11 protein-coding genes, 1 tRNA gene and 7 pseudogenes are annotated in these 25,146 nt (G+C 45.7%); 11 read left to right on the forward strand and 8 right to left on the reverse strand.

All coding sequences use genetic code 11. The features are described from left to right. Positions 1-264: 264 nt before the first annotated feature. Positions 265-938, reverse strand: a pseudogene (locus JCM15908_RS12910) (hypothetical protein). A 153-nt stretch (positions 939-1,091) separates the two neighbouring features. Continuing rightward, positions 1,092-2,528 (reverse strand): sodium:solute symporter, encoded by a 1,437-nt coding sequence (locus tag JCM15908_RS07010; protein WP_025002801.1) that lies wholly within the window; start codon positions 2,526-2,528, stop codon positions 1,092-1,094. Between the two features lie 559 nt (positions 2,529-3,087). Here JCM15908_RS07010 and JCM15908_RS07015 point away from each other — a divergent pair. The 6 genes from JCM15908_RS07015 to JCM15908_RS07040 all read left to right on the forward strand — a co-directional run bounded on the left by JCM15908_RS07015 (position 3,088) and on the right by JCM15908_RS07040 (position 6,179). After that, a tRNA-Ser gene (locus tag JCM15908_RS07015) sits at positions 3,088-3,174 on the forward strand. 33 nt (positions 3,175-3,207) lie between these two features. Then, positions 3,208-4,050, forward strand: coding sequence for a MotA/TolQ/ExbB proton channel family protein (locus JCM15908_RS07020; protein WP_025002802.1), 843 nt, complete (start codon positions 3,208-3,210; stop codon positions 4,048-4,050). Then, a complete protein-coding gene (locus JCM15908_RS07025) occupies positions 4,051-4,566 on the forward strand; it encodes a hypothetical protein (protein WP_025002803.1) in 516 nt (171 codons plus the stop codon). Next, positions 4,563-5,111 (forward strand): ExbD/TolR family protein, encoded by a 549-nt coding sequence (locus tag JCM15908_RS07030; protein WP_025002804.1) that lies wholly within the window; start codon positions 4,563-4,565, stop codon positions 5,109-5,111. The genes JCM15908_RS07025 and JCM15908_RS07030 overlap by 4 nt, the downstream gene beginning before the upstream one ends. Further along, positions 5,108-5,581: an ExbD/TolR family protein gene (locus tag JCM15908_RS07035; RefSeq protein ID WP_025002805.1), complete on the forward strand. Its 474-nt coding sequence runs from the start codon at positions 5,108-5,110 to the stop codon at positions 5,579-5,581. The genes JCM15908_RS07030 and JCM15908_RS07035 overlap by 4 nt, the downstream gene beginning before the upstream one ends. 97 nt (positions 5,582-5,678) lie before the next feature. After that, positions 5,679-6,179: an Lrp/AsnC family transcriptional regulator gene (locus tag JCM15908_RS07040; RefSeq protein ID WP_025002806.1), complete on the forward strand. Its 501-nt coding sequence runs from the start codon at positions 5,679-5,681 to the stop codon at positions 6,177-6,179. A gap of 257 nt (positions 6,180-6,436) precedes the next feature. Here the strand turns inward: JCM15908_RS07040 and JCM15908_RS12915 are convergent. Both JCM15908_RS12915 and JCM15908_RS12920 read right to left on the reverse strand, forming a co-directional pair. Continuing rightward, a pseudogene (locus tag JCM15908_RS12915) lies at positions 6,437-7,401 on the reverse strand (4-hydroxy-3-methylbut-2-enyl diphosphate reductase). Positions 7,402-7,569: 168 nt separating this feature from the next. Further along, positions 7,570-13,126: pseudogene (locus JCM15908_RS12920) on the reverse strand (alpha-2-macroglobulin family protein). Between the two features lie 245 nt (positions 13,127-13,371). On the opposite strand from JCM15908_RS12920, the gene JCM15908_RS07055 reads away from it, so the two are divergent. Beyond that, a complete protein-coding gene (locus JCM15908_RS07055; protein WP_234396405.1) occupies positions 13,372-13,836 on the forward strand; it encodes a hypothetical protein in 465 nt (154 codons plus the stop codon). A gap of 484 nt (positions 13,837-14,320) precedes the next feature. On the opposite strand, the pseudogene JCM15908_RS12925 reads toward JCM15908_RS07055, so the two are convergent. Beyond that, positions 14,321-15,051 (reverse strand): annotated as a pseudogene (locus tag JCM15908_RS12925) (YebC/PmpR family DNA-binding transcriptional regulator). Between the two features lie 10 nt (positions 15,052-15,061). Next, complete coding sequence (pheT, locus tag JCM15908_RS07065; protein WP_025002808.1) at positions 15,062-17,530, reverse strand: phenylalanine--tRNA ligase subunit beta; 2,469 nt, start codon at positions 17,528-17,530, stop codon at positions 15,062-15,064. Between the two features lie 420 nt (positions 17,531-17,950). Here pheT and mtgA point away from each other — a divergent pair. Both mtgA and JCM15908_RS07080 read left to right on the forward strand, forming a co-directional pair. Continuing rightward, positions 17,951-18,638 (forward strand): annotated as a pseudogene (gene mtgA / locus JCM15908_RS12930) (monofunctional biosynthetic peptidoglycan transglycosylase). Positions 18,639-18,750: 112 nt separating this feature from the next. After that, positions 18,751-21,264, forward strand: a complete 2,514-nt coding sequence (locus JCM15908_RS07080) for an ATP-dependent helicase (protein WP_025002809.1) — start codon at positions 18,751-18,753, stop codon at positions 21,262-21,264. A 207-nt stretch (positions 21,265-21,471) separates the two neighbouring features. Here the strand turns inward: JCM15908_RS07080 and JCM15908_RS14385 are convergent. Both JCM15908_RS14385 and JCM15908_RS12935 read right to left on the reverse strand, forming a co-directional pair. Next, positions 21,472-21,636 (reverse strand): annotated as a pseudogene (locus JCM15908_RS14385) (DUF417 family protein); the annotation flags it as partial. A gap of 243 nt (positions 21,637-21,879) precedes the next feature. Beyond that, complete coding sequence (locus JCM15908_RS12935) at positions 21,880-22,374, reverse strand: hypothetical protein (protein ID WP_234396406.1); 495 nt, start codon at positions 22,372-22,374, stop codon at positions 21,880-21,882. Positions 22,375-22,979: 605 nt separating this feature from the next. Here JCM15908_RS12935 and JCM15908_RS07090 point away from each other — a divergent pair. Together JCM15908_RS07090 and JCM15908_RS12940 are read left to right on the forward strand one after the other, a co-directional pair. Next, on the forward strand, positions 22,980-24,260 hold the full coding sequence (locus JCM15908_RS07090) for a DUF3078 domain-containing protein (protein WP_051530774.1): 1,281 nt from the start codon (positions 22,980-22,982) through the stop codon (positions 24,258-24,260). A 182-nt stretch (positions 24,261-24,442) separates the two neighbouring features. After that, positions 24,443-25,146, forward strand: a pseudogene (locus JCM15908_RS12940) (IS982 family transposase); the annotation flags it as partial.

Raw genomic sequence — 25,146 nt, forward strand, 5'->3', positions numbered from 1 at the left:
TGCAAAGTTACGGTATTTACTGCACAAAACCAAATCCTTTGTGCAAAATGTTTACGGCAAAGATATGATTGATAAGAGGTAAAACTATAATTATATTTATTTTACCACAGTATTGTTCTGTATTTCTTCATTGCTTGCAATTTCCACGGAGATTAGCGACAGAGACTATTCCGAGTCTGCTGTTTTTAGGGCTGGAGATTTGTCGTAGGATTATAAAAAGAGATGGGCCGCCTATCAGCATCTATGCAGCCCATCTCCCTGTAGTCAAGCAATGGGTTTCTCTACCCCCTCTGTGGTCATCAGCATTTCCTTTCCATCGTATCTTACTTCAAAATATGGTGGTTCGTCTCTCAGGGAAATGCTGTCGTATTTGAACGGGGCCACGATGGTGTCTTTACCATCGGGCAATACGAGTCCCATTTTTCCGTCAAGCTGGGCAATGACAGGCATTGTGCGCAAGTCGTCGACATATACATAGCAAGTTCGTATGAACTCATACTTGGGACTTAGCAGGACCTGTCCGCGATAGTCAAGTATGCCGAACTTTCCTCCGCGCTCTATGACCTGATGGTATTTAATGTAGATTTCACGTATGAGATTCAGATACCTGACCATTTTTCTTCGGTCGTTGACCAAAGTGAGCAGATAATCGAAAGTGTCAGAATAGTTAGCCATCGAGCGGGCCAGTACTATCTTCATATCCAGTCCTTTCAGGGCTTTTCTGTTCAGGTCAAGGTAGAGGCTATTGCCTTCTCCTTTTCCTCCAAGGGTAAATCCTTCAGACTCTCCTCGAAACGGAGCATCTGCTGTTTGCTGCCCCTCATCCCCTTGATGTAGCGATGGATTTGGCGGCTCATTTCCCGGCAGGCAAAAAGCCGGATTTGCCTCTCTTCTATGGGGTCGGCAAATTCTGTGTTGAAGTTATCTTGCGTTATCATCGGCATGTACTGTTAGTTTCTCCAAAGTTACAGACTTTTTGTCGTACTGCCAAGAAAAGCCGATTTTTTCTTGACAAACTTTTTATAATATCTTTTATGCAGGATGCTTATGTACGATTTTTTTTGGTTTGCCTTACTTGTTTCTTGTTGTTTTCATCTGCAACCGCTTGTCCTTTTCCACCGTCTGCTTATCCATAAGCCTGTAAAGGTAAGTATGCCGTTGAGCATCAGAAGCTCGTAGCCGAATGTATAGTCTGAGAGAGAGGAGGCGATTGTAGAAAGCAGAAAACACAATAGAGGGCTGCCAATGGCTATATAGGGCACTATGCGGTCGCTTACGGCTTGATGCGTTAACAGCCCGTAGGCAAAAAGCCCGAGAAGAGGCCCGTAGGTATAGGAGCAGATAATGTACACGGCATCAATCAAACTCGTGGAGTTGACCAGTCCGAAGAAGAGAATAAAGAACATAAAGCATACGGCCATGCCGATATGCACCCTTTTGCGGAGCTTCTCATCATCTCCGCGTCCGCATATATCAATACAAAAGCTTGTAGTCAGAGCGGTCAGGGCGGAGTCGGCACTGGAAAAGCTGGCTGCCATTACGCCAATGGTAAAGAGCACTACGACCGTTATTCCCAATGCACCGCTTGCAGTGAAGAGGAGCATCAGTTCGTCAGGCGTGCCGGGTATGCCCGTCCCTTGCTTTTGCGCCAAGGACAGCAGAAGAACTCCCAAAGACAGGAATATGAAGTTGACGGGTACGAAAGCCAGTCCGTAGGTACACATGTCTTTCTGTGCTTCATGGAGTGTCTTGCAGGTAAGGTTTTTCTGCATCATGTCCTGATCAAGCCCTGTCATGACAATGACGATAAATATACCGCTGATGAACTGCTTCCAGAAATTCTGCTTTGTCATCCAGTCGTCGAAGACAAAAATCCGTGAGTGGCTGTCCTCCATGATGGTGCGGACTGCCTGTCCTGCGCTTAGGTCTAAAGCACCTATTACCTTATATATTATAAGCGTGAGGGCCGTAAGCATGCAAAGAGTCTGAATGGTGTCGGTCCATACCAGTGTCTTGATGCCCCCTTGGCGTGTGTAGAGCCATATAAGCGTTACCATAATGATAACGGTAACGGGAAACGGAACTCCATAGCCGTCCAGTACAAAGCGTTGCAATATCATGCAGACGACGTAGAACCTGACGGCTGCGCCTGCCATCTTGGACAGGAGAAAGAACGCTGCACCGGTCTTATAGCTCCGTTGTCCCAATCTGTCCTTAAGATATGTATAAATCGTAGTAAGATTCATCCGATAATAGACCGGCAGCAAGATGAACGCCACGGCGACATATCCTAATATAAAGCCGAGACACGTCTGCAAATAGGTCATGTCCGTCCTTATGACCATCCCCGGTACACTTACAAACGTAACCCCAGAAATGCTGGCTCCTATCATTCCGAAAGCTACAAGATACCACGGGGAGCGGCGGTTGGCGCGATAGAAGGTTTCGTTATTTGCATGCCTTGAGGTCAGTTTGCTGACTAACAGAAGTATGCAGAAATATGCGGTGATAGTGATAATGATAATCATAGTGAGGGCAAAATTACTAAAAAACTTGGCTTTACGAATAAAAAACATTGCCTTTTTACAGCTCGGCAGCAAAGACCGTCCTTCTTAATTTCTTATGGTGAAGCCATTGGCCTGATAATGCAGTGCGGCAGAAGCGTTTTGCCTCCAGTGGAAACATGTTACTGCCAAAGTATTGTCTGTATAAGCGAACGAGACGGCCCAACACAGGTGCGGAGGTTTCTCTCAAGCTGTCTAATGATGGTTTTTATATATCTGATTTTCAGATATTTATAAGGGTACTGCGAAAGTGGCACTTTGACCAAGCGAACAAGCCCGTTTCGTTCTGTCAAAGTGCCGTTTTCGCATGTTCGTATAGGCTTTATGACTATCCGGCGGTATATCTGCCTGTGGAAAGTTGAGGTCTGTTTGTATTATAATATATCCGGCTGGGAGATGGAACATCTTTCAGCGGGATTACTGATGATGTGTCTCTAATGAATAAAAATGTTAAAGGAGTGTAATTTTCAATGTGTATTGCAGATATTGTAAAAAGAATGTGCTACCTTTGCAAACCGAAAAAGGAGAGGTGCTCGAGTGGTTGAAGAGGCACGCCTGGAAAGCTTGTATACCCCTAAAGGTATCGTAGGTTCGAATCCTATCCTCTCCGCTTTTTTATAGAAACCCTATCAAGGTTATCATTATGAAGAATTTGATTGCAGTTTTTGCAATGATTGTTATTTTCTCTCTGTCTTTTTCTACCCAGACTTTAGCTCAGGCAGCGTCGGCCGGTGCTGTTCGTGGGAATGTGGCTGTCGCAGTCAGTTCCGATACTCTGTCGGATGAGGCTCTTGCCAGCACTGGGGTAGCCGGTGAGTCAAGTCCTGCCCCTGTTGCATCTGCTTCCGGCGGCGGTCTCCATCAGTCTCTGAAGACTAAGTTTATTGAGGGAAATGCAGGCTTTATGTCGTTGGTAGCCTTGGCCCTTGTCCTCGGCTTGGCTTTCTGCATTGAGCGTATTATCTATTTGAGCCTTTCTGAAATAGATGCCAAGCGGTTTATGGCTGCAATAGAAGAGAAAATAACGCAGCGTGATATTGAGGGGGCAAAGGAACTGAGCCGGAATACCCGTGGTCCGGTAGCCTCAATCTGCTATCAGGGACTGCTGCGAATAGAAGATACCATAGAGGTTATAGAGCGCAGCGTAGCGGCGTATGGCAGCGTGCAGAGTGCCAATTTGGAAAAGGGGTGTTCGTGGATTACGCTTTTCATAGCCATGGCTCCGTCTCTCGGCTTTTTGGGAACGGTCATTGGTATGGTAATGGCGTTCGACCAAATACAGCAAGCAGGAGATATCAGTCCGACCATTGTGGCATCGGGAATGAAGGTTGCGTTGATAACAACTATCTTCGGTATCATAGTTGCATTGGTGCTGCAGGTCTTCTATAACTACATTCTCTCGAAGATAGAACATCTTACGGCACAGATGGAAGAGTCGGCCATTTCACTGCTTGACTCTATTATGAAATACAAACTGGCAAGATAAATGGCACGAAGTAAGAGCAGACGACATAGTGCAGAACGCATTTCGCAGTGGGTTCTCTACATTATTGTTGCGTTGTCGGGACTTGTCTTTACCACCTTTTATTTGGTAGACTTCGACCTTCCCTTCTCTGGTAATGGGGCTTTCAATGCGCCGTTGCTGACAGACTTGCTTTTGGGCTTCATGTTCGTCCTGTTCCTGACCGCCATTGGCGTTATGGTCTACTCGTTGTTACATACTTTCCGCAAGGCAGGCAGAAGCGAGGGCGTTGTCAACGGAATACCTGCACGCAAGGTTTCGTACAGCGTGTTTGGTGCGACCCTGCTTTGCCTTGTGCTGACATTCGCATTGGGTTCTTCTTCCGGGATGCTTGTCAATGGCGTAGAATATAATGACGTGATTTGGCTGAGGATTTCCGATATGTTTGTATGGTCATCGCTGATATTGTTGGTATTGGCTACGCTGTCCGTAATCTTTGGCGCAACCCGTTATTATAGAAAGGGGCGTAGGAGAAGATGATGTTCCGTAAACGCAACAGGAGAAAGGTCCCGGGACTGAATACGACATCAACAGCTGACATTTCGTTCATGCTGTTGATTCTGTTTCTTGTTTCTTCATCGATGGACTTAGACCAAGGCATTGCCCGACAGCTTCCTCCGATAGACAAGGATAGGGAGAAACAGACGGAAGCCATGGTGAATAGCCGTCAGCTGATGAAGTTTCAAATATCCAAGGACAATAAGGTATTGCTTAATGGGAAAGACTTCAAGATAGGTTCTGTCCGTGCTGCTGTGGAAAAGTTCGTTTCTTCTAATGGAAAAGGGCACATTATACAACTTCAGGCAGATAGAAAGTCGTCTTACAACACCTATTTTGAAGTGCAAAACGAGATAATGGCAGCCTACAGCGCGTTGCGGAACCATCGTTCTATGGAAGAGTTTGGAAAGGCATACGACCTTTGCAGCGTAGAGCAACAGCAGAAAATCAGCGATGAAATCCCTGTTCGTATCTCAGAAGTGTATGAGATTCAGGCGCAGGAAAATGAAGGGGGAGGAGAACAATGAGTTTTTATCGTCGACACGGCCACGAGATTCCGGCACTGAATACAGCCTCCTTGCCCGACCTGATTTTTACTATTCTGTTTTTCTTCATGCTGGTTGTCCACATGCGTAAGGTTACGGTAAAGGTAAAGTATCAGGTTCCGGCAGGTACGGAGCTGACGCGCCTTGTCAACAAGTCAGCTGTTTCCTATATTTATATAGGTAAGCCGATGAATGGTTGGGGGCAGGTTGAAAAGGACAGGCTGCAGGTTCAGATGAATGATAAACTTACCTCTATCCCTGAAATAAAACAATACTTGATCCGCAGTAGGGAAGAAATGTCGTCAGAAGACCGGCAGGCTATGACTGTCAGCATTAAGGCTGACCAACAAACTGATATGGGAACTATCATCGACTTAAAACAAACTTTGCGCGAGGCAAATGCTCTGAAAGTAAATTATTCGGGTGTTTACAGAACGGAAAAGAACAAGTAACAAGATGTTTTGTTATAAATTAAAATATTTTCAGGCATATTAGTTGCTAATCTGAAAATATTTTCATATCTTTGCACAACAATTATAGATAATAATAATGGCACATAGAAGTTTAGATCGACTTGACAAGAAGATTCTGCATCTCATTGCAGAAGACGCACGAATTCCTTTTTTGGAAGTAGCCCGCGCTTGTAATGTAAGCGGTGCGGCCATTCACCAAAGAATTCAAAAACTGACTAACTTAGGTATACTGAAAGGTTCACAGTTTGTTATAGACCCGGAGAAGATTGGGTACGAAACGTGTGCTTTCGTGGGATTAAACCTGAAGAATCCAGAGAACTTTGATGATGTAGTTGATGCACTTAAGCGGATTCCCGAAGTAGTGGAATGTCATTACACGACGGGGGCATACGACTTATTCCTCAAGATTTACGCATTCAATAACCATCACCTTCTGGATATCATCCATGACAAGCTCCAACCATTGGGCTTGTCTCGCAGCGATAGTACAATTTCTTATAACGCTGTTATTGACCGTCCTCTTCCTATCATTGATATGCCGATAGAGGATTGTGTTACAGATACCGTAGAAGAGTAGGTTCTCATTATAAAGGATACGCTGAATGTGTGTCCTTTTTTCTATATGTGTGTTTGCCGTGCTTTTTTATAGATAAAGTTGCCTGATATTGGATTGCTTGCATGGATAGTATGTAGTTTGCTCACATACATGCTCTATATTGGCTTTATCTGTAATAAAAAAACGAAAACCGCCAACCAACTTCTCGCGTAGAGAGGATAGTAGGTTGGCGGTTTGATTTTATATGGTTTTGTAATGGTCGTTGTGCGATGAGAAGATTATTCTGTATGCCGGAGTATTTCATCACGACATTCTTCCATCAACCATTTGGGAGTACTTGTCGCTCCACATATACCGACGGTTTTGACACCATCGAACCAACTCATATCAATTTCGTCGGCACTCTCTACCTGATGCGAATTAGGGTTAACGCTAAGACATTCATGGAACAGCACTTTGCCGTTGGAACTCTTGCGTCCTGCTACAAAGAGGATGAGATCGTGCGAGAGGCAAAAGAAGAAATATTGGGCATACGGTTGGCTACCTGCCGGCAGATGGTGTCGAAACTGCGGAAAGTAGCTGTAGGAGATATATGCTCCTGTATGTAATCTATGATTTTATGGAATTCATTGAGACTTTTGGTCGTTTGGGAATAGAGATAGATGTCGTGCGACAGGTTGAGTTTCTTGACGTCCTCAAACTTCTCTATGACAATGGCATGGCTGTGGGTCTGTCCGACGAGGCCGAGGACCTCTGCATGACCATTCTTGCCAAAGATGACAATAGAAGAGGTGTTTTCTGCTGCTTCTATTTGCTGCTTCTCCGGCCGGGAGGAAAATGTGTCCCGATTCTTTTGTCCTGAATTGTTGTTGGGCAGTGGGGAATTACGTCTTTCCTTTTCCTTTTTTTCGTATTGTGTCTTTATTCTTCTCTGCAACGCCAACACGACCGGGCAGGTTGCATCTATTATTTCTATATTATTTTTGCGTGCCAAATCGTAGGTTTCCGGAGGTTCACCATGGGCACGGAGGAGAACTTTCACATTGTGAAGTTCCTGAAGTTGGTCATGGTTGATGGTGATGAGTCCCTTTCGGGTAAGGCGTTCCACCTCCATGCTATTGTGTACAATATCACCGAGACAATAGAGCTTTGTGCCTTTTTCAAGCTCTTCCTCGGCTTTTTTGATGGCAGTGGTAACGCCGAAACAGAAACCACTGCCATTGTCTATTTCAATCTGAAGCATATATCCTTTTGAGTAGTTAAGGACCGAAAAGGGAATTTGAAACACTATAGAGGACAATCAGTCCCAATGGGCTTCATTGAAACAACTGCCCCAATAAACCTCAGCCTACCTTTCTTTTTTCTCCTTTTGCTGTATAGTCCTTTTTCTTTCTCTTTATTTTTTACTCTTTTACTTTTTTACCTTTAATATTGTTGCTCCCGTTCTTCCAGTGAACTCTGAGGCATAAGCACATTGTACAATGCAGGTGCCAGTTTGATAGCTTCCTTCGCGGTCTACAAAATATTCGGCTTCCACAACATGCGTACCCTTTGCCATCCCGTCAAAGTAGTAGTTGGTCGTGTAGTCCTTTGGGGCAATATAATATCCCCAGTTGTAGCCGCTGAGCTGATTGACTGGTTCAAGGCAGGCGGCACGTTTGTCTATGACTTGTACAAAGTCGTAGTCGCGGTCGGCTTTGATGGTCAGACGGATGCTGATTTTATCGCCCACCTTAAGTGCTGTTGCTGGTTTGCCATCCTTGCCCAATACCTCACGCTTGATGGTTAACCCTGCGGAAGCATTGGCAATCTCAGTCGATGGCTGGAAGAATTGTGCGTAGACTGCTCCCCAACTTGTGCTTGTGCTTGTCTTTACAGCTGTCAACTCATTGCGGTCGGACGGTTGGAAGTTGACGGGTTGCGTAGACTTTACATAGCCAATGCCTGCCGTTGCCTGCGATGTTTCCAAAGGTTTGCCGTTTATGGTCAAGCGTGTATCTTCGCCATTGTCCATCGTCCAGTTTCCATTGTCCATAAATGCCCAAATGGCATTGAGAGAGTTGATTGGCGTGTCCCAAGCTTGTGTTCGCTTCGACTGAAGCAGCCAACGCTGCATCTCCATCAGCGTTTGCTTTTCGTTTGGTGTGATAGTCTTTATAGCTTCGATGGCTGCAACTTGTGTCGGAATCTTGTAGTCGCGCCAGCTATAGTAGGCGTTGCGAGAATCGAAGTAGCGTCCCATTTCTTCCTTGTAGACGGTATATTCCTTGATGCTTTGAAGATATTCCTTTGCTTTTTCCGTCTTATTATATTGCTGGAGAATAACAGCTGTGTTTGCCTTACCATAGATGGTGAGATTCACAGGTTTCTTTGCCAACAGGTTTATAAGATAGGTTATATCAGCTGTTGTCGGACGATTGGCAAGCGCATTGGTATAGAGATAGTCGCAAAGTTCATCGGATGGATAGATATGTTTGTATCCTTTCTTTTCCAATTTTTTCATCTCTTTGACTCGTTCTCCCACTTGCTTGTCAAGGAAGCGGAAAGCCGATTTCAACAAACTCTTTGTATTGATATCTTCTTCGCCAATAAGTGCGTTCAGGCGAACAAGCGACTTGGTAACATATACGGTCATATAGAGACTACCTCTCATGCCTTTCCACCATGAGAATGAGCCATCTGGATTCTGGAGCTTCTGTAATTCGTTGATGGCTGTAGAGAGGTTGCTCTGTAGCTGGTTCTCGTCGAAATATCGAACGAGCATCTGCTTTTGTTCGCTTTCATTCCGTGCATCCGCTACCCAAGGTGTTTCATTGAGCGTAAGTTCCTTTAAGTCCTGATTTTTTTCGAGAGCCGACATCATGGAAGTTTCGTTACCCTTCTCCTTTTTCCATTGATTGATAGTCTCACGAATCTTCGGAGAAGTGCCGATTATCTTCTTTCCGAGCCGGTTGGTGAAGTATGCAGCAGCCAAGTCAATGGCATTCTTGTTGCTCAGGTCAGACACGTAGGGTAGGGCCTGTATCATCAACCAGTTTGGATTGTTAGTATATTCTACTGTCAGACGTTGGCGTGTCGTGTTCTTTGGGAAGAGTTGGCTCAGGTCAATTGTTTTCGTTCCCGGTCCAATTTGTGTAAATGGATAGGTGTTGGTAACGTATTCGCTGTTTAGGAGTACGGGCAGATAGTGCTGCTCACCGTCAGAATAGCCTTCTCCGGCTGCGGTAATGCGTGCGATGAGCATTGACTCGTAGAGCATATTTGCTTTGTTGGAAAGTATATCTGCAAGAGCAAACGTTACCGAAGATGTAGCATTGGATGCCAACTCGTAATTTTTGGTATCGGTATAGACGATTTTCTCTGTAGCAGGGTCTATGAGTTCAATCATTGCCTTACCCGTAATAGTCTTGTCGGACGTGTTGATGATGCGTGTAGAAATAGTTGCTTCATCACCCTGACGCACGAAGCGTGGCAGGTTGGGCTGCACCATCACGGTTTTCTTAGCCACTGCTTCGCCTTCCAAATAACCGCTGTTGACCTCCTTGTCGTGAGCGATACCCATGAACTTCCATGTAGTCAAGCTTTCTGGCAGTGTGAACTTCACACAGATATTTCCTTCTCCGTCTGCCACGAGTTGCGGATAGAAGAAGGCTGTCTCGTTCAGATTTTCGCGCAGCTGCACATCGTTCGCTTTCTCGTTTTCTTTTGTTTCTTTGTCTTGTTGGGTTGTTGCTGCCCCTGTGTAATTAGCTTTTTTTACCTCGTTAAAGCTGCTTTCTTCCGCAATTGTATCTGTAGCGGGATAAGGCATTTCCATTTTAGGAGCAGAATCAAACATCTTTGCTTCTTCCTTCACACTCACTGCACCTCTTATCATTATCTTAGAACGATTGCCATAGCGTCCATGCCAATACCCAAAGATATTGGTATAATCTTCGTCCAGCTGTGCAAAAGATAGGTTTTTAACCCTTATGTAATTATAATTTGCAGTATAAAAGACATTAGTGTTGGTGAATTCGAAGCCTCTCCAAGCAGAAGATGCCAAACTGCGCCAGAAGCTCGGGGCAAATGACCATGAGTGTCCAATAATTTTGTCAAGACTCTTGTCGTAGAGTGTAGCCATTAGCTGGGCATTTGCGGCTTTGCCATCGGGTTGCTTTACGCTTATAGTCCATTCCTCCTGCTGTCCGGGTATAAGTCTGTCGCGGAAGGTTTTCCACGTTACTTCCAATTGTTTGGCAGGGGAAGGCTTATTTATATTGGCAATCTTTTCGTAGAGTTTACCCTCCTTTACCCATGCAAAAGTGAGATGAAGTCCGTCTCCGTATTCAGGCTTATAGGAATATTTAAAGGTTCTGATAGCGTTACTGTGATCAAAAGCTCCGGTTTCTATGATTCTATCTTCAGCATAAACCGTATAGAACACGTGTACATCCTTGTCGGAAGAACCTACTTGGATATAAACAGGCTTGCCGTCGCGTGGGAATATTCTGTCGCTTGGATAGAACCACGCATGTGTTTCTACGACAGGCTGCTTATCGGTTAGGGAGAAGAGGACAACATCTGTGTCAAGCGTATCTGTTTCACAAATAGCGTGGAAATGGTATTTTCCTGATGAGAATTTACCTAACTTGACGGTTTGATTGGCTGCCACGCTTGTATAGTTCTTGTATTCGGCTTTAGCTAAATAGTCTTTATAAGGGAGAATTGCATATTTCACCATGCCGTCAATGGGTTGTCCGGCAGCATTGAGATAGTTGAATTTCACTTCCTGAAGCTCGTTAGCTAAAGACTGGGTGGGCAGATTGGAGGTGAGAATAGTTGTCTTGCTACCCAATGGAAGCGATATAGTACCTTGGTGTGATTCGCCTGCAATGTCAGTTACCGTAGCTTCGACAATGAAGTTGTAGTAGTGTTCTTTCTCGTCATTCGGAAAAGTGAATGGAACGATAGCTTCAAAATTACCGTCAGCATCCGTAACAGCATTGTCGCTAAACAATTCTTCCTCGCTTTCTCCATACCAACGCCACCATCTTGACTGGCGACGTATAATAGTATATTCTACCTTTGCACCTTGCACAGGTACGCCTGAGTAGGTTTTGGCATGGCCTTTTACTTTGATAGTATCGCCAGATACGTATTTTTCCTTGTACTCGTCAAACGATACATCAAAGGTTGGTCGCTTGTATTCCTCTACATTGAAATAAGCATAACCATTTGTTTGAAGGCTACAGTCAATAATGAAATTCCCAGTCAAACCATTTGTTGGTAACTCGAAGTCTGTAGCAGCCGTACCGAATTGATCGGTAGTTACCTCCTTCTCGGCTATTGTTTCATAGTTGGCATCACGCAGGCGCAGTTTGAATGCTTTGCCTTCTACTACCTTCGTTTCATCTTGCTTTTGGTGGTAGACGATGACAGCAGCATGAACGGTTTGACCGGGGCGGTAGATGCGTCGGTCGGTATAGATGTTGCATTTGTCCTCATCTATATCCCGCTTGTAATAAGAAAAGTTGTTCCATATTTCTTGACTGGGACACGCCTTATCCTTATCGGTATATGCAAACACATCGTCTGGAAGTTTTCCCGACAGGAATGCCTCTCCGGCTTTGTTGGTTGTGAGTGTCTTAGTCGTCTTCTTTTCTCTATAGTTGCCTTCAAACGTCAGCAAGAGCTTTGCATTGGCTATTGGTTGTCCTGTTGTTGCGTTGACAACGGCATAGCGTGTGGTCTCGTTGGGCTGTCTTTCTGAGATGACATAAACATCACTGACATATAGTAAGGAGTATCGTGGCCTTATCCTTGGAGAGGAAGATGCAAATTCCATTAAGTAAACGCCTGTCTGCAAAGCAGGGATAGTCAGTGAATCCTTTACTACCTCATAGGTCTCGTAGCCCTGATAAGTGCGTATCAAGGTCTGTTTGGTGGAATGTATACAAGCTGATTTTATTTTGGTCAGTTCCTTGTCACTATCAACGTCTAAATCCGTATTGCCGTCAAGAGTAGTGCGTGTTATCGTTAGCTTCAAGTCATTGATATTTCTCGTCTCAACGTCTTTGATACTAATGATTTTTCCGGGCTGAACAATGTTGGGCACTTCGTTAACATCGAACATTGGGGCGGTCAGTGTTTCACGCACGTTGCGCAAAAAATCCATTCCTTTCCATGTACCCCATCGCTAATGCTTTATCTATAAAGCCTATCTTTTCCCTGGCGGTTGCCTGTTCTTTGACGAGCAGGTTGTATTGGCAAAGTGCTATCTCTGCACTGATGGGCAAATCGCCGTAGCGTTGCATTAAGGAGTCGAGTTTGGCTGCTACCTTCTTCCGTCCGCCTGTTGTCTGCATGTCTGGATGGCTATTGATAGCCATTGTTCCTGCGTAGCAAGCCGCTTCGCGATTGCCATTGGCGGAATAGAACTTATCAAGCAAATCGTATTTCCCTACTTCCATGGCTATGACATGCAAGAGGTCGTTGTTGAATATTTTGTCGTCTGTTCCTTTTATAAGCAGTGGTTGGTATTCGGTGTATTGGTGCTCTGCCAATAAGGCAGGGTTAGCAAGCGACTTGGCTACATAGTCTGTTGTGTCCTTTTCTCCATCTTCGTTACTTGCATTGTAGCGTGGAGCTATTTTACTTAGAACACAATTATAGACGGCAGCCAAAGTTTCATCCTGTCGTTCAGCATCTTTTGCTTGCTCTTTCAGTCGAATATATTGGTTGAAGATGGAGTCTGGGGAGATTTGTGCCCATAACCCTGCTGCTTGAAGTTCGGCAGCCAGCAAATTGCCGTAAGATTTTTCTTTACGTGCCTTTGCAGAGATATTCGTCAGGAGGTCTATCTGTGTTCGTGGCAAATCTTTTTGGCCGGCTTCACTGACTTGTTTCCATAGCATCGTATAGTTCTGTGCCCGTATTGATAATGGTAATGTCAATATCATAAATAGTAGCAGAATGTTCTTTTTCATTATAATTTTCTTTATGAGTTTACTTGTTGTTTTGCCTTCAGATATGTCTTGCTGTATAGTCTTTTTTCCCGTTGTGGTTGGGGTGAGTGGTGCTCGCATAAAAGAAACTATTTAGCAGATAAACCCTTGGAGGCTTATTTATGGGCAAAGATAGTAAATTTATAGTATAAAATGTATTTTTCCACCTTAATATTATAGGAAATTTAAGAGCGTTTGAGTATCTTTGTAGATGTTGAATAGATAATATGCATACAATGCCATTAACTTATATACTTGTTTCCTTGGCTATTTTTATAGTAGCCTTGACGATTGTTATCATTGCAAGGCGTACACAAAACCTGCGTGTTCTCCCTGCTGTTCCCCATCCGTTAAAGGATAATCGTTTGCCAAAGCTTGATTCCATAAGGGAGAATTACATTGATGGCGAGTTGATTTGTCGTCCGGGCTACCTGCGTTTTTCAATGGACTATGTGGTAGAAATGGATGAGAAGGATGAAGGATTATTTGTTGGATATGCCAAAGCTGATGCACAACATGAGCATAGGATTACCATCTATAGTGATAGAGACGAAATAGTTGGATGGTTAGATGATCAACAACAATTGTATTCTTTGTTGTTGAGCTGGGGGCGAAGTCCGCTTTATGGAGCTTTCTGCCATTCTGCCGGGCAAGAGTGGAAAGGAGATGTCTGTGTGCGTGTTCGGTCTTAACAATTCTTATTACGTGAGTTTGATGTAAGATAACTATTACGCGGGTCCGGGAAGGATAAGCAAGGAGGCAAGTGGGCGAGGGGGAAAGGTTTACTTGTCGCTCATACTCGCCTACTTATTTCTTTAGACTCTTGATTTGGGTGCATTTGCAGGTGTACATACACCTACATTCAATAGTGTTATACCTGCAAAGGTGGGTGTTAAGCCCCCCTTATAGAGCAGTGCTAAGCATCTATTCAACAATAATATATAATAACATCTGTTTGGTTTGAATAAATTTGTTTTATTTCTTTCCGTGGGAGAGGCCATGTAAGTTGGTCAATCCTTGTGGAATTAAACAAATCTTTCACGCCAAACAGATGGAAACCTATAAGTGGTATTGAATGGAGAGTTTGGGAAACAGGTATTAAAGGATATCTTGTAGAGAATACTATATAAAAAGAATAGCCTGTACTCCATGTTTGACACCTGTCTCCTGACACCCTTATTCCTCCGCAGGCTTCATATTAGTATAGACATTCTGAACATCGTCGAAGTCTTCGAGTTTCTCTACCATCTTGTCAATGACCTCGCGCTCTTCAGGCGTTACATCCTTCAAGTCATTTGGAATACGGGTAAACTCTGCCGATGTAATCTCAAAGCCATTATCTTCCAAGTGCTTCTGAATTTCACCGAAACTGGTCGGTTCGCCATAGATGGTGATTTCTCCTTCTTCATTATCCACGTCAAACTCGTCGTCCACACCATAGTCTATCAGGTCAAGTATGAGTTCTTCCATATCCAGTCCTTCTTTCTTTTTGAAAGTAAAGACGGCCTTATGGTCAAAAAGGAAACTCAAAGAACCTTGTGTGCCGAGATTGCCATTAAACTTATTGAACACTGAACGGACATCACCAACGTACGGGTGGTGTTATCTGTCAAAGTATCTACGAAGATGGCAATTCCGTGAGGGCCGTAGCCTTCGTATGGAACTTCCTTGTAGTCGCTTGTATCCTTGCCCAAAGCGTTTTTGATAGCACGTTGAATGTTGTCCTTTGGCATATTCTCACGCTTGCAAGTCGCAATAATGGCGCGCAGGCGAGGATTAGTCTCAGGTTCAGGGCCGCCAGCTTTTACGGCGATAGCGATTTCCTTACCTAACTTTGTGAATGTACGGGCCATGTGCCCCCATCTCTTGAGCTTTGTAGCTTTACGATATTCAAATGCTCTTCCCATTGGATTTTATTTATCGGAGCTCTGCTCCGAGTTTATTAGTTAAATTTTTAATTAATTTCTGCATAATGGCATCAATAGCCTTGTCGTTCAGCGTCTTGGTTTCATCCTGCAAGATGAAGTTGACGGCATAGCTCTTCTTGCCTTCCGGGAGGTTTTTACCTTCATAGACGTCGAACAGCTCTACCTGCTTTAATAGTTTCTTTTCACTTTGGCGGGCTATCTCTTCTATCTGATAGAACTCAATGTTCTTGTCAATCAATAGGGCCAAATCACGACTTACCGAGGGGAACTTGGAAATTTCATGGAACTGGAGTTTATTTTTCCTGATGGCTTTCATCAGCCCAGCCCAGTCCAACTCGGCATAATAAACTTTCTGACTAATATCAAAGCGTTTCAATATCTGCTGGCTTAAGATGCCCATTTCTGCAAGCGTCTTTCCTGCCCTGTTCTTCAAAGACAGGCCTTTGCTGAAGATGTTGTTGCCGGATGTCTCGCTGACCAGCGTGCCCTGCGCAATGCCCAGACGGCGGAGGATATTCTCAACGTATGCTTTCAGCTCGTAGAAGGTTGTTTCTTCTTCTGCGTGCAGCCATGAACCCTGTACTCTCTTTCCCGTTACCCACAGAGCGAGATGATAGTCTTGAACATAGGCTTTGACCGGACTCTCTTCCGACCATTTACCTTGGTCGTAGGAATAAACGTTGCCCACCTCAAAGAACTTTAGGTTCTGCGCCTTACGATTGATATTGCGACGAATACTTTCCAAACCACCGAAAAGCAGGGTTTGACGCATCACGCCTAAATCTGAAGATAGCGGATTCATCACCTTTACGGTCTTTTCCCATGGATAGGCGTTCATCTCCGTCTTCTCATAGTAGGAAGTCTGTGTGAGCGAGTTGTTGAGAATCTCGTGGAATCCCTCGCCCACCAACTGCTCGCTGATATTGTTCTCGTGATGGTGATTCTTATCTGCTTCCCCGGCAATGGTTAGTGACGACTTCAGCTCTGCAGGAATCTCTACGTTGTTATATCCGTAAATACGGAGTATATCCTCAACGACATCGCATGGACGCTGTACGTCTACACGATAAGCAGGAACGAGCAGGTTCAGCCCCTCTTGGTCTTCTTCTAATATTTGCATTTCCAAGCTGCTGACGATGCTCTTTATTGCGTTCTTGCCGAGTTTCTTGCCGATGAGGCGGTCGCAATACTCATAATTAAGACGGACAGGGAAGTCCTCCATCTTCGTAGGATACTCGTCTCGGATTTCCATGCTAACCTTGCCGCCTGCCAGTTCCTTGCAGAGAATGGCTGCCTGCTTAAGGGCGTATATGGTTCCGTTCGGGTCAATGCCTCTCTCAAAGCGGAAGCTGGCATCGGTGGACAGGCCGTGGCGACGGGCACTCTTGCGAATCCAAGTCGGGTGGAAATAGGCACTTTCGAGCACCACGTTGCGTGTCGTCTCGTATGTACCGCTTCCCTTGCCGCCGAAAACTCCGGCGATGCACATAGGTTCCTTTGCGTTGCAGATGGCAAGGTCATGTTCGCCGAGTGTATGTTCTTCGCCATCAAGAGTAACGAATTTTTTGCCTTCGTTCTTGTCTTTGACAATGATATGCCGCCCGGTTACCATATCGGCATCGAAGCAGTGCATTGGCTGTCCGTATGACATCATGATGTAGTTGGTGATGTCTACGATGTTATTAATGGGACGCAGGCCGATGACATTCAGCTTGTCCTTCAGCCACTGCGGGCTTTCCTTTACCTCGCAATCCGTGATGCTCAGGCAGGCATAGCGACGACAGGCGTCCGTATTCTCTATAGTAACGTCTATGGGGAGGTCGTGATTGTCTGCCGCGAAAGCTTCGCAGCCGGGGCGATGCAGCCGGGTCTCATGCCCATTTTGGCGTAACCACGCATAAAGGTCGCGTGCCACACCGTAATGACTCAGCGCATCGGCACGGTTGGCGGTAATGTCTATGTCAATTACCCAATCGCTTTCCAAATGGTAGTATTCAGCAGCCGGCATGCCTGTCTTGGCGTCTTCCGGCAAGACGATGATGCCGTCATGGCTGTTGCCTACGCCAATCTCGTCCTCTGCACAAATCATTCCGAGACTCTCGACGCCACGCAGCTTGCTCCGCTTGATGGTAAACTCCTTGTCGCCATCGTAGAGCACGCATCCGAGGTCGGCCACAATAACTTTTTGTCCGGCTGCAACATTGGGCGCACCGCAGACTATCTGCTGCGGTTCTTCCTTGCCGAGGTCTACCGTCGTTACGTGAAGATGGTCAGAGTTTGGATGTGTCTCGCATGTGAGCACCTTGCCCACATAGAGACCTTTCAGTCCGCCACGTATCGTTTCCACCTCTTCGAGTCCGCCCACCTCAAGACCCGTAGAGGTCAGGGCAACGGAGACTTGCTCCGGAGTAAGGTCGAAGTCGACGTATTCTTTAAGCCATTTATATGAAATCTTCATTATAATATAATGTGTTGTTTATTTCGATAAGTTGTGCAAAAGTAGCAAAAATCTCGCACCCGTGCAAATGATACTCTATTTTTATGCCTTATCCGCTTTGGGGCGGTTGGCTCTGCGTGTTTGCCATAGTTTGTCTGGTTTTTGGTTTTGCTCCTTTTTTTTTGATGCTTTGCCGTCTGTCAGGGTGAGGGGCTTTTCCTTGCCGGCTGGCATATCTTTAGGCTCTCACGGACAAATATGGAAAAATATGACGTCATGTTCCAAAAAATATGACGTCATATTTGCGAGAATATGACGTCATATTTTTGCACTTCATTTTGGAAAGTAAACTCTACGTCTTATTATGAACTCACGTTTTATTAAAGTTTACGTTCTGATGAAATGCCATTCTATTAACTTTTTCGTAACTTTGCAGCCATTATGATGAAGAAGATTTCCCGAATAATACGTTGGACGTCGGCACTTCTCTTTGCTGCGTCCATCCTTGCGGTAGTGGTCTACCGCTTTATTCCCGTATATTTTACTCCGTTGATGATTTCCCGGTGCTTTGAGCAGATAGGCAGGGAGAGGAGGTGAAGCTCTATCACGACTGGATTTCCTTGGACGAGATGCCAAAGTCGATGCCCGTAGCCGTGATAGCAAGCGAGGACCAACGTTTCCTAAAGCATCACGGATTCGACTATGAGGCTATAGAACAGGCAGCCAAGGAGCACCTCGAGGAGGAAAGAAACTTCGTGGCGGCTCTACCATCTCACAGCAAACTGCCAAGAATGTGTTTCTCTGGCAAGGACGGTCGTGGGTTCGCAAGGGATTGGAGGCTTATTTTACCTTTCTGATAGAAGCGATGTGGAGCAAGCAGCGCATCATGGAGGTCTATCTCAACTCCATAGAGATGGGCGACGGAATCTACGGTGTACAAGCCTGTGCCGAGGAAAATTTCGGTCTGGATGCCAAGAACCTTTCGCGTGCCGACTGCGCCTTGATAGCTGCAACGCTTCCCAATCCCCGCCGCTTCTCATCAAAGAATCCCGGTCCTTACATGCGGAAACGTCTGCGGCAGATTGAGCGGCAGATGACCTATATTCCCTTATTTCCGGAAGAACACTAAGGACTGATAATGTCTTTTGTCAGACAAGGGCGTATAAAAGTCCGAGTTTTTCTCTTCCATGTCATCTCTTCACCGTTCACTGTAATCCATCAACAACTCATCGTATAACGCAATGGAAACTATCCCACAACAAGAAACCCTGCTCTCTGCCCTCAACGAAAGCCAGCGTGCTGCCGTCGAGTATTGCGAGGGGCCTTCGCTCGTCATAGCCGGCGCAGGCTCTGGTAAGACACGTGTGCTCACCTACAAGATTGCCTACCTTTTGGCTGGTGGGATGGAGCCGTGGAATATCCTTGCCCTTACCTTTACCAACAAGGCCGCCCGGGAGATGAAGGAGCGTATCGGACAACTTGTCGGCCGGAATCGTGCGAACAGGCTTTTTATGGGAACGTTCCACTCCGTCTTTTCCCGTATCTTGAGGAGGGAAGCCGGGCATGTCGGTTTCGGCAGCAACTTCACCATTTACGATGAGTCAGATTCGCGTTCGCTGCTGAAAAGCATCATCAAGGGACTGGGACTCGACGAGAAAACATATAAGCCGGCAGTGGTACACGGCCATATCTCCATGGCAAAAAACCATCTCATCAATGCCGAAGAGTATGCCGGCGACCGCGCGGCACTGGAGCGCGACCGCAATGCACGGATGCCGTCGGTAGCTCAAATCTATCAGGCCTATCAGGCGCGTTGCCGTCAAGCCAATGCGATGGACTTCGACGACCTCTTGCTTTATACCTTTATCCTCTTGCGTGACCATCCCGATGTGCGTGCCCGCTATGCACGGAACTTCCGCTACATTCTTGTAGACGAGTATCAGGACACCAACTTTGCGCAGGTGGCCATTGTCCGTCTGTTGGCCGAGGTGCACCGCTGCGTCTGCGTGGTTGGCGACGACTATCAGAGCATTTATTCTTTCCGTGGAGCCAACATAGACAATATTCTTGACTTCAAGAACAAGTTTGAGGAGGCCCGACTCTTCAAGCTGGAGCGCAATTACCGTTCTACGAGACTTATAGTGCAGGCAGCCAATTCGCTGATGAAGCACAACGAGCGTCAGATACCCAAAGAGGTATATTCCAAGGAGGACGAAGGCGACCGCCTGCTTTACAAGCCCTGCTACAGCGACAAGGAAGAGGCGATGGTCGTGGTAAAGGAAATTCAGCGCATCAAGCGGCTAGACGGCTGTGGATACGACGACTTTGCCATCCTCTACCGTACCAATGCGCAGAGCCGTTCTTTCGAGGACGAGATGCGTAAAAATGCCATTCCCTATAAGATATACGGCGGTCTGTCGTTCTATCAGCGTAAGGAAATCAAGGATATTATCGCTTATTTCCGGCTCGTAGCCAATCCTGACGACGAGGAAGCGTTCCGCAGAATTATAAATTACCCTGCCCGTGGCATTGGAAACGCGACAGTTCAGAAACTCATAGAGTGTGCAGAAAGCAACAGCGTCAGCTTGTGGGAGGTCTTGCAGGAGCCGGAGCGTTATGGGTTGGAGGTAAACAAAGGTACACTTGCCAAGTTGCAGGGCTTCCGGGAACTGATAACTGGATATATACGACGGTTGCCCAAGATGGATGCCTACGAGTTGGGAAAGGACATCATAAAGAGCAGTGGCATTTCTGCCGACATCTTTTCGGGCTCTGACCCTGACGACCTGTCCCGGCAGGAGAATCTTGACGAGTTTCTGTCTGCCCTTCAGGCTTTTGTTGAAGGCAACAGGGAAGAGGGTAGGGAAGAGGAAACCTACCTGACTGACTATCTGCAAGAGGTTGCGCTCTACTCCGATTTGGACAAGAAAGACGACAATACGCCCAAGGTAACGCTGATGACCATCCATGCCGCAAAGGGACTGGAGTTCCCTACGGTCTTCGTCGTTGGGCTGGAAGAGAATATTTTTCCCAGTCCGATGTCTGCCACTTCCAAGCGCGAACTGGAAGAAGAGCGTCGTCTGCTCTATGTGGCCATTACCCGTGCCGAGCGTCATTGTATTCTTACCAATGCTAAAAACCGATTCCGCTATGGAACGATGCAGTTCGACAATCCGAGCCGTTTCCTCAACGATATAGACCCTCGGTTTCTCCATACCGACGACGAGGCAGCTTCGTTTTCGTCTTCCACTCCCCACGGTCGTATGCCTTGGGACGATGGAGACAACTTCCGGGAGTACGAGCCTGACAAGGCTTATACCGGCAGTCGTCCTTGGGGACAGGAGTATCGCAAGACGGGAAGCCGTTGGCAAAACTCAAATCCTGTTGCCAGTCAGTTCCGTGCTGATCCACAGCCCAAGCTCACAGAACGCAAGCGTCCCGAACAGGCGGTGAATCCATTGTCGGAACGTACCAAGCAACGACTGTTGAGCGAGGGAGGAAACTTTAGGCGCATTTCGTCGGCCATTGCCAATGGAGGACGAACCATGGCTACCGCGTCCGCTTCTTCGTCATCTTCTGCTGCCTCTTTTAATGGACTTTACGAAGGGGCAACCATAGAACATCAGCGTTTCGGTATCGGTACGGTAGAACGTTTGGAAGGGGCTGGAGAAAACGCCAAGGCCACGGTAGCTTTCCGAAATGCAGGCACAAAGCAATTGCTGTTGAAGTTTGCCAAATACAAGATTCTTTCCTGACAAGGAAAAAGCCCGTGCTGCAATATTCTCAAATCTTAGATTGATGGGGTATATTGCCTTTTGTGGTTTTTATAGGAAGTAGGTTCATTTCTGGCAGATATGCCCACAATGCACCGATGCCATTATCCCCATTTGGCGGAGATAATGGCATCGGCTATAATATATCGGCCAATAATTTTGCCAGAATGTATGCCGAACGGGTGTCTTCTATCGCTTTCTGTTTTTGAGTATGCGTTCCGCACAGTCGGACAATACCACAACTGCACCTGCAAGGATGGCCACGTCCTTAATGACGAGTCGGCCTGCACCAGTCAGCAAGGGGAATCCGTGTTCTCCGCTGCCCAAGTCGGGAACCCAAACTTCGAGCGTGGTAGCTTTCTTTCATAAATGATAATGGGTTAATTAATTGTTTTTTGTTTATCCTGTTCTTTTTGTAAATATTCCAATTTGTTGTTTTCGTAGTTGCAAAGGTATAGAAAGATTTTATAAAAGGAATAAGTTTTATCGTTAAATTGTAAAAAAACAGCAACATTATGATGCTGTTTTGTGGGCAAGGATATACTATCTGTGCTATTTTATAAGTTTGTTATTGGGTATTTGGCAACTTTAGGAGATTTATCTGTTCTTGTCATTCGGTAATCTGAACACAATAGGGCAGTGGGTCTTGAAGCTCCAAGAATGTGATGGTCGGCATGCGTCCTTTGTGCATATAAGGGTTTTTGAAGTTGACTTTACAACATTCCCCATGTCGTATCCCATGTTTCTTACCTGTGATTGAAGCCCTGCATAAGCTGCACGGTTGAAGACATATACATAGAGCGTGTTGCCGCCTTCGGAAAGTAGTACCATACTGGAGTTTCCTTTCTTGAATGAGGTTGGGAGAAAGTCTTTTGTAAGATCCATATTCTTTACCCAGTTATGGTCTTTGCCGTAATTGTCTGTTGACAAGCCTTTGTATGTATAGCCCTGTTTCTCTAAAATTTGTTTGCCTGTATAGAGTGTTTTCTTTTGGAATATGGCTATGGCATCCTTCATGGAAACAACATCGGCTTGCGCCCATGCTGATAGGGTCAGGAGCAGGCAGGCTGCAAATGATATGATTCGCTTCATATTGTATAATTGCTTTTAGTTCTTTCCATTTGCAAAGATAATAATTTATTCGCGATTTCTCATGCAGGAAAGGTGGAAAATATATAGTTGTGTTGGCTGTTTTGTCGTGTTTTTTCATGCTGTTCATTATGCCCATTTCCCCGGAATGGCTTTCCCGTTATCTGAAAGTGGCTTTCTGGCATTGCGAGGAAGCCGTTTTCATCATGCGAAAGTGGCACTTTGGCCAAGTTAAAGGCGTATATGTGTGTCTTGCTTGTTAATATTCTGATGGTCAGTAATATACATTGTCTTGTTAAAATCTTTGTTTTATCTTTTCCTGAGCTTCATGTTGAAAGTCTGATGTAATTATTTTTCCATTTTCAATGTGTTCTTCTTTAAGTTCCTCTCAATATCAATGCGCATGATTGGGTCTTGTTATTGCACTGATGGTATATTCATATTGAATGATTCTGATGTTCCAATAATAAGTAGATGGAGGCGTGATGGAAAATAATTTCATTCGGCAATACCGGGTTGAATCCGTGGGCTGATTTGCCTGTGAATTGATTTTTTCCTATTCAAGAGATATGAAAATCAATATTTTTATGTAAGTTTGCGTTCGTATTATGGATAAGATAAACAACAAATGGTGTCTTGTGCTGCTTGCCGCAATGCTTAGTCTTGTGGTGAGGGCACAGGAGAATAGTGGTCTGCGTCTTGGTGTTGCCATGCACGCGGAGGATGACTGGCTGGTAGAAGAATACATGGATTCCCTTCAGAATATGCGGGAACGTATCATGGAGCGTCCGGTAGGAGACGGACCTTGCCATACGGTGGAAGGTGTTGCCCGTCTGTTTCTGCCCGTCGCTTTCTATCGTGATGTTGTGCATAGGGCTTTCAGTCTTGATGCAGGCGATGGCGACAAGGAACTGCTGGATATCTATCGGAATCATCCCTATTGGGTGGAGACTACGGGCGAAGTCCTGCGCAAGTTGCGGTTGTCTTCGGTGGATATAGAGAAGCCGGTACTGCACGAAGTGGATATTGTAGACAAGACGGTTCCGTCTGCCGTTGAGACGGAGAGTGTGCCGGTAGAGGTGCTTGTCAGGAGGCCGAACTTTTGGTCGTATAGTGGAGAGTATAGCCTGCAACTCTTGCAAAGCTATGTTTCAGGAAACTGGTATAAGGGAGGCGAGGGTAATTACTCAACCATTGCGGCAGTGCTGATGGAGGCGAACTACAATAACAAGCAGAAAGTGAAGTGGGAGAACCGGTTGGAGATGAAGTTTGGCATACAGAGCAGCAAGTCGGACTCGCTGCACAGCTATAAGGCAACGGAAGACCTGTTTCGCCTTACGTCGAAGTTCGGACTACAGGCGAGCAAGCGTTGGTATTATACTTTCCAGCTGGTAGGGTATTCGCAGTTTACCCATTCTTACCGTTCCAACGACCCAAAGCTGTACGCTGACTTCCTCGCGCCGCTGAACTTGAATCTTTCAGTTGGTATGGACTACTCCGTAGACTGGATGAATCACAAGTTGAAAGGAAACTTTCACCTTGCCCCCTTGGCTTATAATATGAAATATACCCGTCTTCCTGATTTGGCTGGACGTTTGGGAATAGATGAGGGAAGACATTTCCGGCACGATTTTGGTTCGGAGTTTACGATAGACCTTGAGTGGAAACTGATGGATGCTCTCAAGTGGAAGACGCGCTTGTATGGATATACTGCATACGAAAGGGCAGAATTGGAATGGGAAAACACGTTCACTCTGGCTTTCAACCGATATATTGGGGCACAGCTGTTTATATATCCCCGATTTGATGACGGAGGCACGAGAGACGCGCATCATGGCTATTGGCAGTTCAAGGAGTTTGCCTCAATAGGATTCCAGTATAGCTTCTAATAGTGCATGTTTGGTCTTGTATCGCATTGGGTTTTAAGATTTACGCGAGTTCGGGATAAGAAAGTTCCTGTAAAACTTGGTAATCTCGTTATTATTTTGTATCTTTATAGGTGAAAATCAACAAGTTACAAAACGAATACACGATGATTACCAAAGACAAAGTCCGTGGTCTGCTGAAGCTGGAGTTTCCCGATGACGTCTCCTACAACCGATTTATGGAACTCATAGCGCGCGTGTTCATCAGGATGATGCTCTTCATGAAGCTCCATGCCTTCGGAAGGTGTACGGGAACAACCTGCGTCGACAGCACCATGATTCCCGTATGCCACAACGTCAGACGACATTTCAACAAGGTTTTCTCTGGTCTTGCCAAAAGCGGCAAGGGCACCATGGGATGGTCTCACGGATTCAAGCTGCACCTGCTCTGCAACGACTCCGGAGAGGTGATAACATTCTGTCTTACAGGAGCGAACGTGGACGACTGGGATGAGCGCGTATGGAACGTGTTTGCAAAGGTGCTATATGGAAAGGTATTCGCCGACAGGGGACACATCAGGCAGGAACTTTTTGGGAGCCTGTCTGGACAGGGCATCCATCTTGTTCACAGACTGAAGGCAAGGATGAAGAATTGCCTCATGCCCATGTGGGACAAAATCATGCTCAGGAAAAGGTATATCATTGAGTACATCCATGAACTGCTCAAGAACAAGGCAGACCTAGTATACTCAAAATACCGGTCCATACACAATTTCATCATAAACCCCTATGCGGCATTTACGGTATATTGTTTCTTCGACAATAAGCCGGAGGCGCTGCCCGTGCATGTGGAGAATGAGAGACAACTGGAGTTTTTCCATGCTAAATTATCCCGAACTTGCGTAGATAA

The organism is Prevotella dentasini JCM 15908 (genome assembly GCF_000614065.1).
Classification (GTDB): Bacteria; Bacteroidota; Bacteroidia; order Bacteroidales; family Bacteroidaceae; genus Prevotella; species Prevotella dentasini.

What these genes read in the sequence shown, in the direction of transcription:
- JCM15908_RS07010 (WP_025002801.1), bottom strand. Translation starts at nt 2,528, where the DNA reads ATGATTATCATTATCACTATCACCGCATATTTCTGCATACTTCTGTTA.
- JCM15908_RS07020 (WP_025002802.1), top strand. Translation starts at nt 3,208, where the DNA reads ATGAAGAATTTGATTGCAGTTTTTGCAATGATTGTTATTTTCTCTCTG.
- JCM15908_RS07025 (WP_025002803.1), top strand. Translation starts at nt 4,051, where the DNA reads ATGGCACGAAGTAAGAGCAGACGACATAGTGCAGAACGCATTTCGCAG.
- JCM15908_RS07030 (WP_025002804.1), top strand. Translation starts at nt 4,563, where the DNA reads ATGATGTTCCGTAAACGCAACAGGAGAAAGGTCCCGGGACTGAATACG.
- JCM15908_RS07035 (WP_025002805.1), top strand. Translation starts at nt 5,108, where the DNA reads ATGAGTTTTTATCGTCGACACGGCCACGAGATTCCGGCACTGAATACA.
- JCM15908_RS07040 (WP_025002806.1), top strand. Translation starts at nt 5,679, where the DNA reads ATGGCACATAGAAGTTTAGATCGACTTGACAAGAAGATTCTGCATCTC.
- JCM15908_RS07055 (WP_234396405.1), top strand. Translation starts at nt 13,372, where the DNA reads ATGCATACAATGCCATTAACTTATATACTTGTTTCCTTGGCTATTTTT.
- pheT (WP_025002808.1), bottom strand. Translation starts at nt 17,530, where the DNA reads ATGAAGATTTCATATAAATGGCTTAAAGAATACGTCGACTTCGACCTT.
- JCM15908_RS07080 (WP_025002809.1), top strand. Translation starts at nt 18,751, where the DNA reads ATGGAAACTATCCCACAACAAGAAACCCTGCTCTCTGCCCTCAACGAA.
- JCM15908_RS12935 (WP_234396406.1), bottom strand. Translation starts at nt 22,374, where the DNA reads ATGAAGCGAATCATATCATTTGCAGCCTGCCTGCTCCTGACCCTATCA.
- JCM15908_RS07090 (WP_051530774.1), top strand. Translation starts at nt 22,980, where the DNA reads ATGGATAAGATAAACAACAAATGGTGTCTTGTGCTGCTTGCCGCAATG.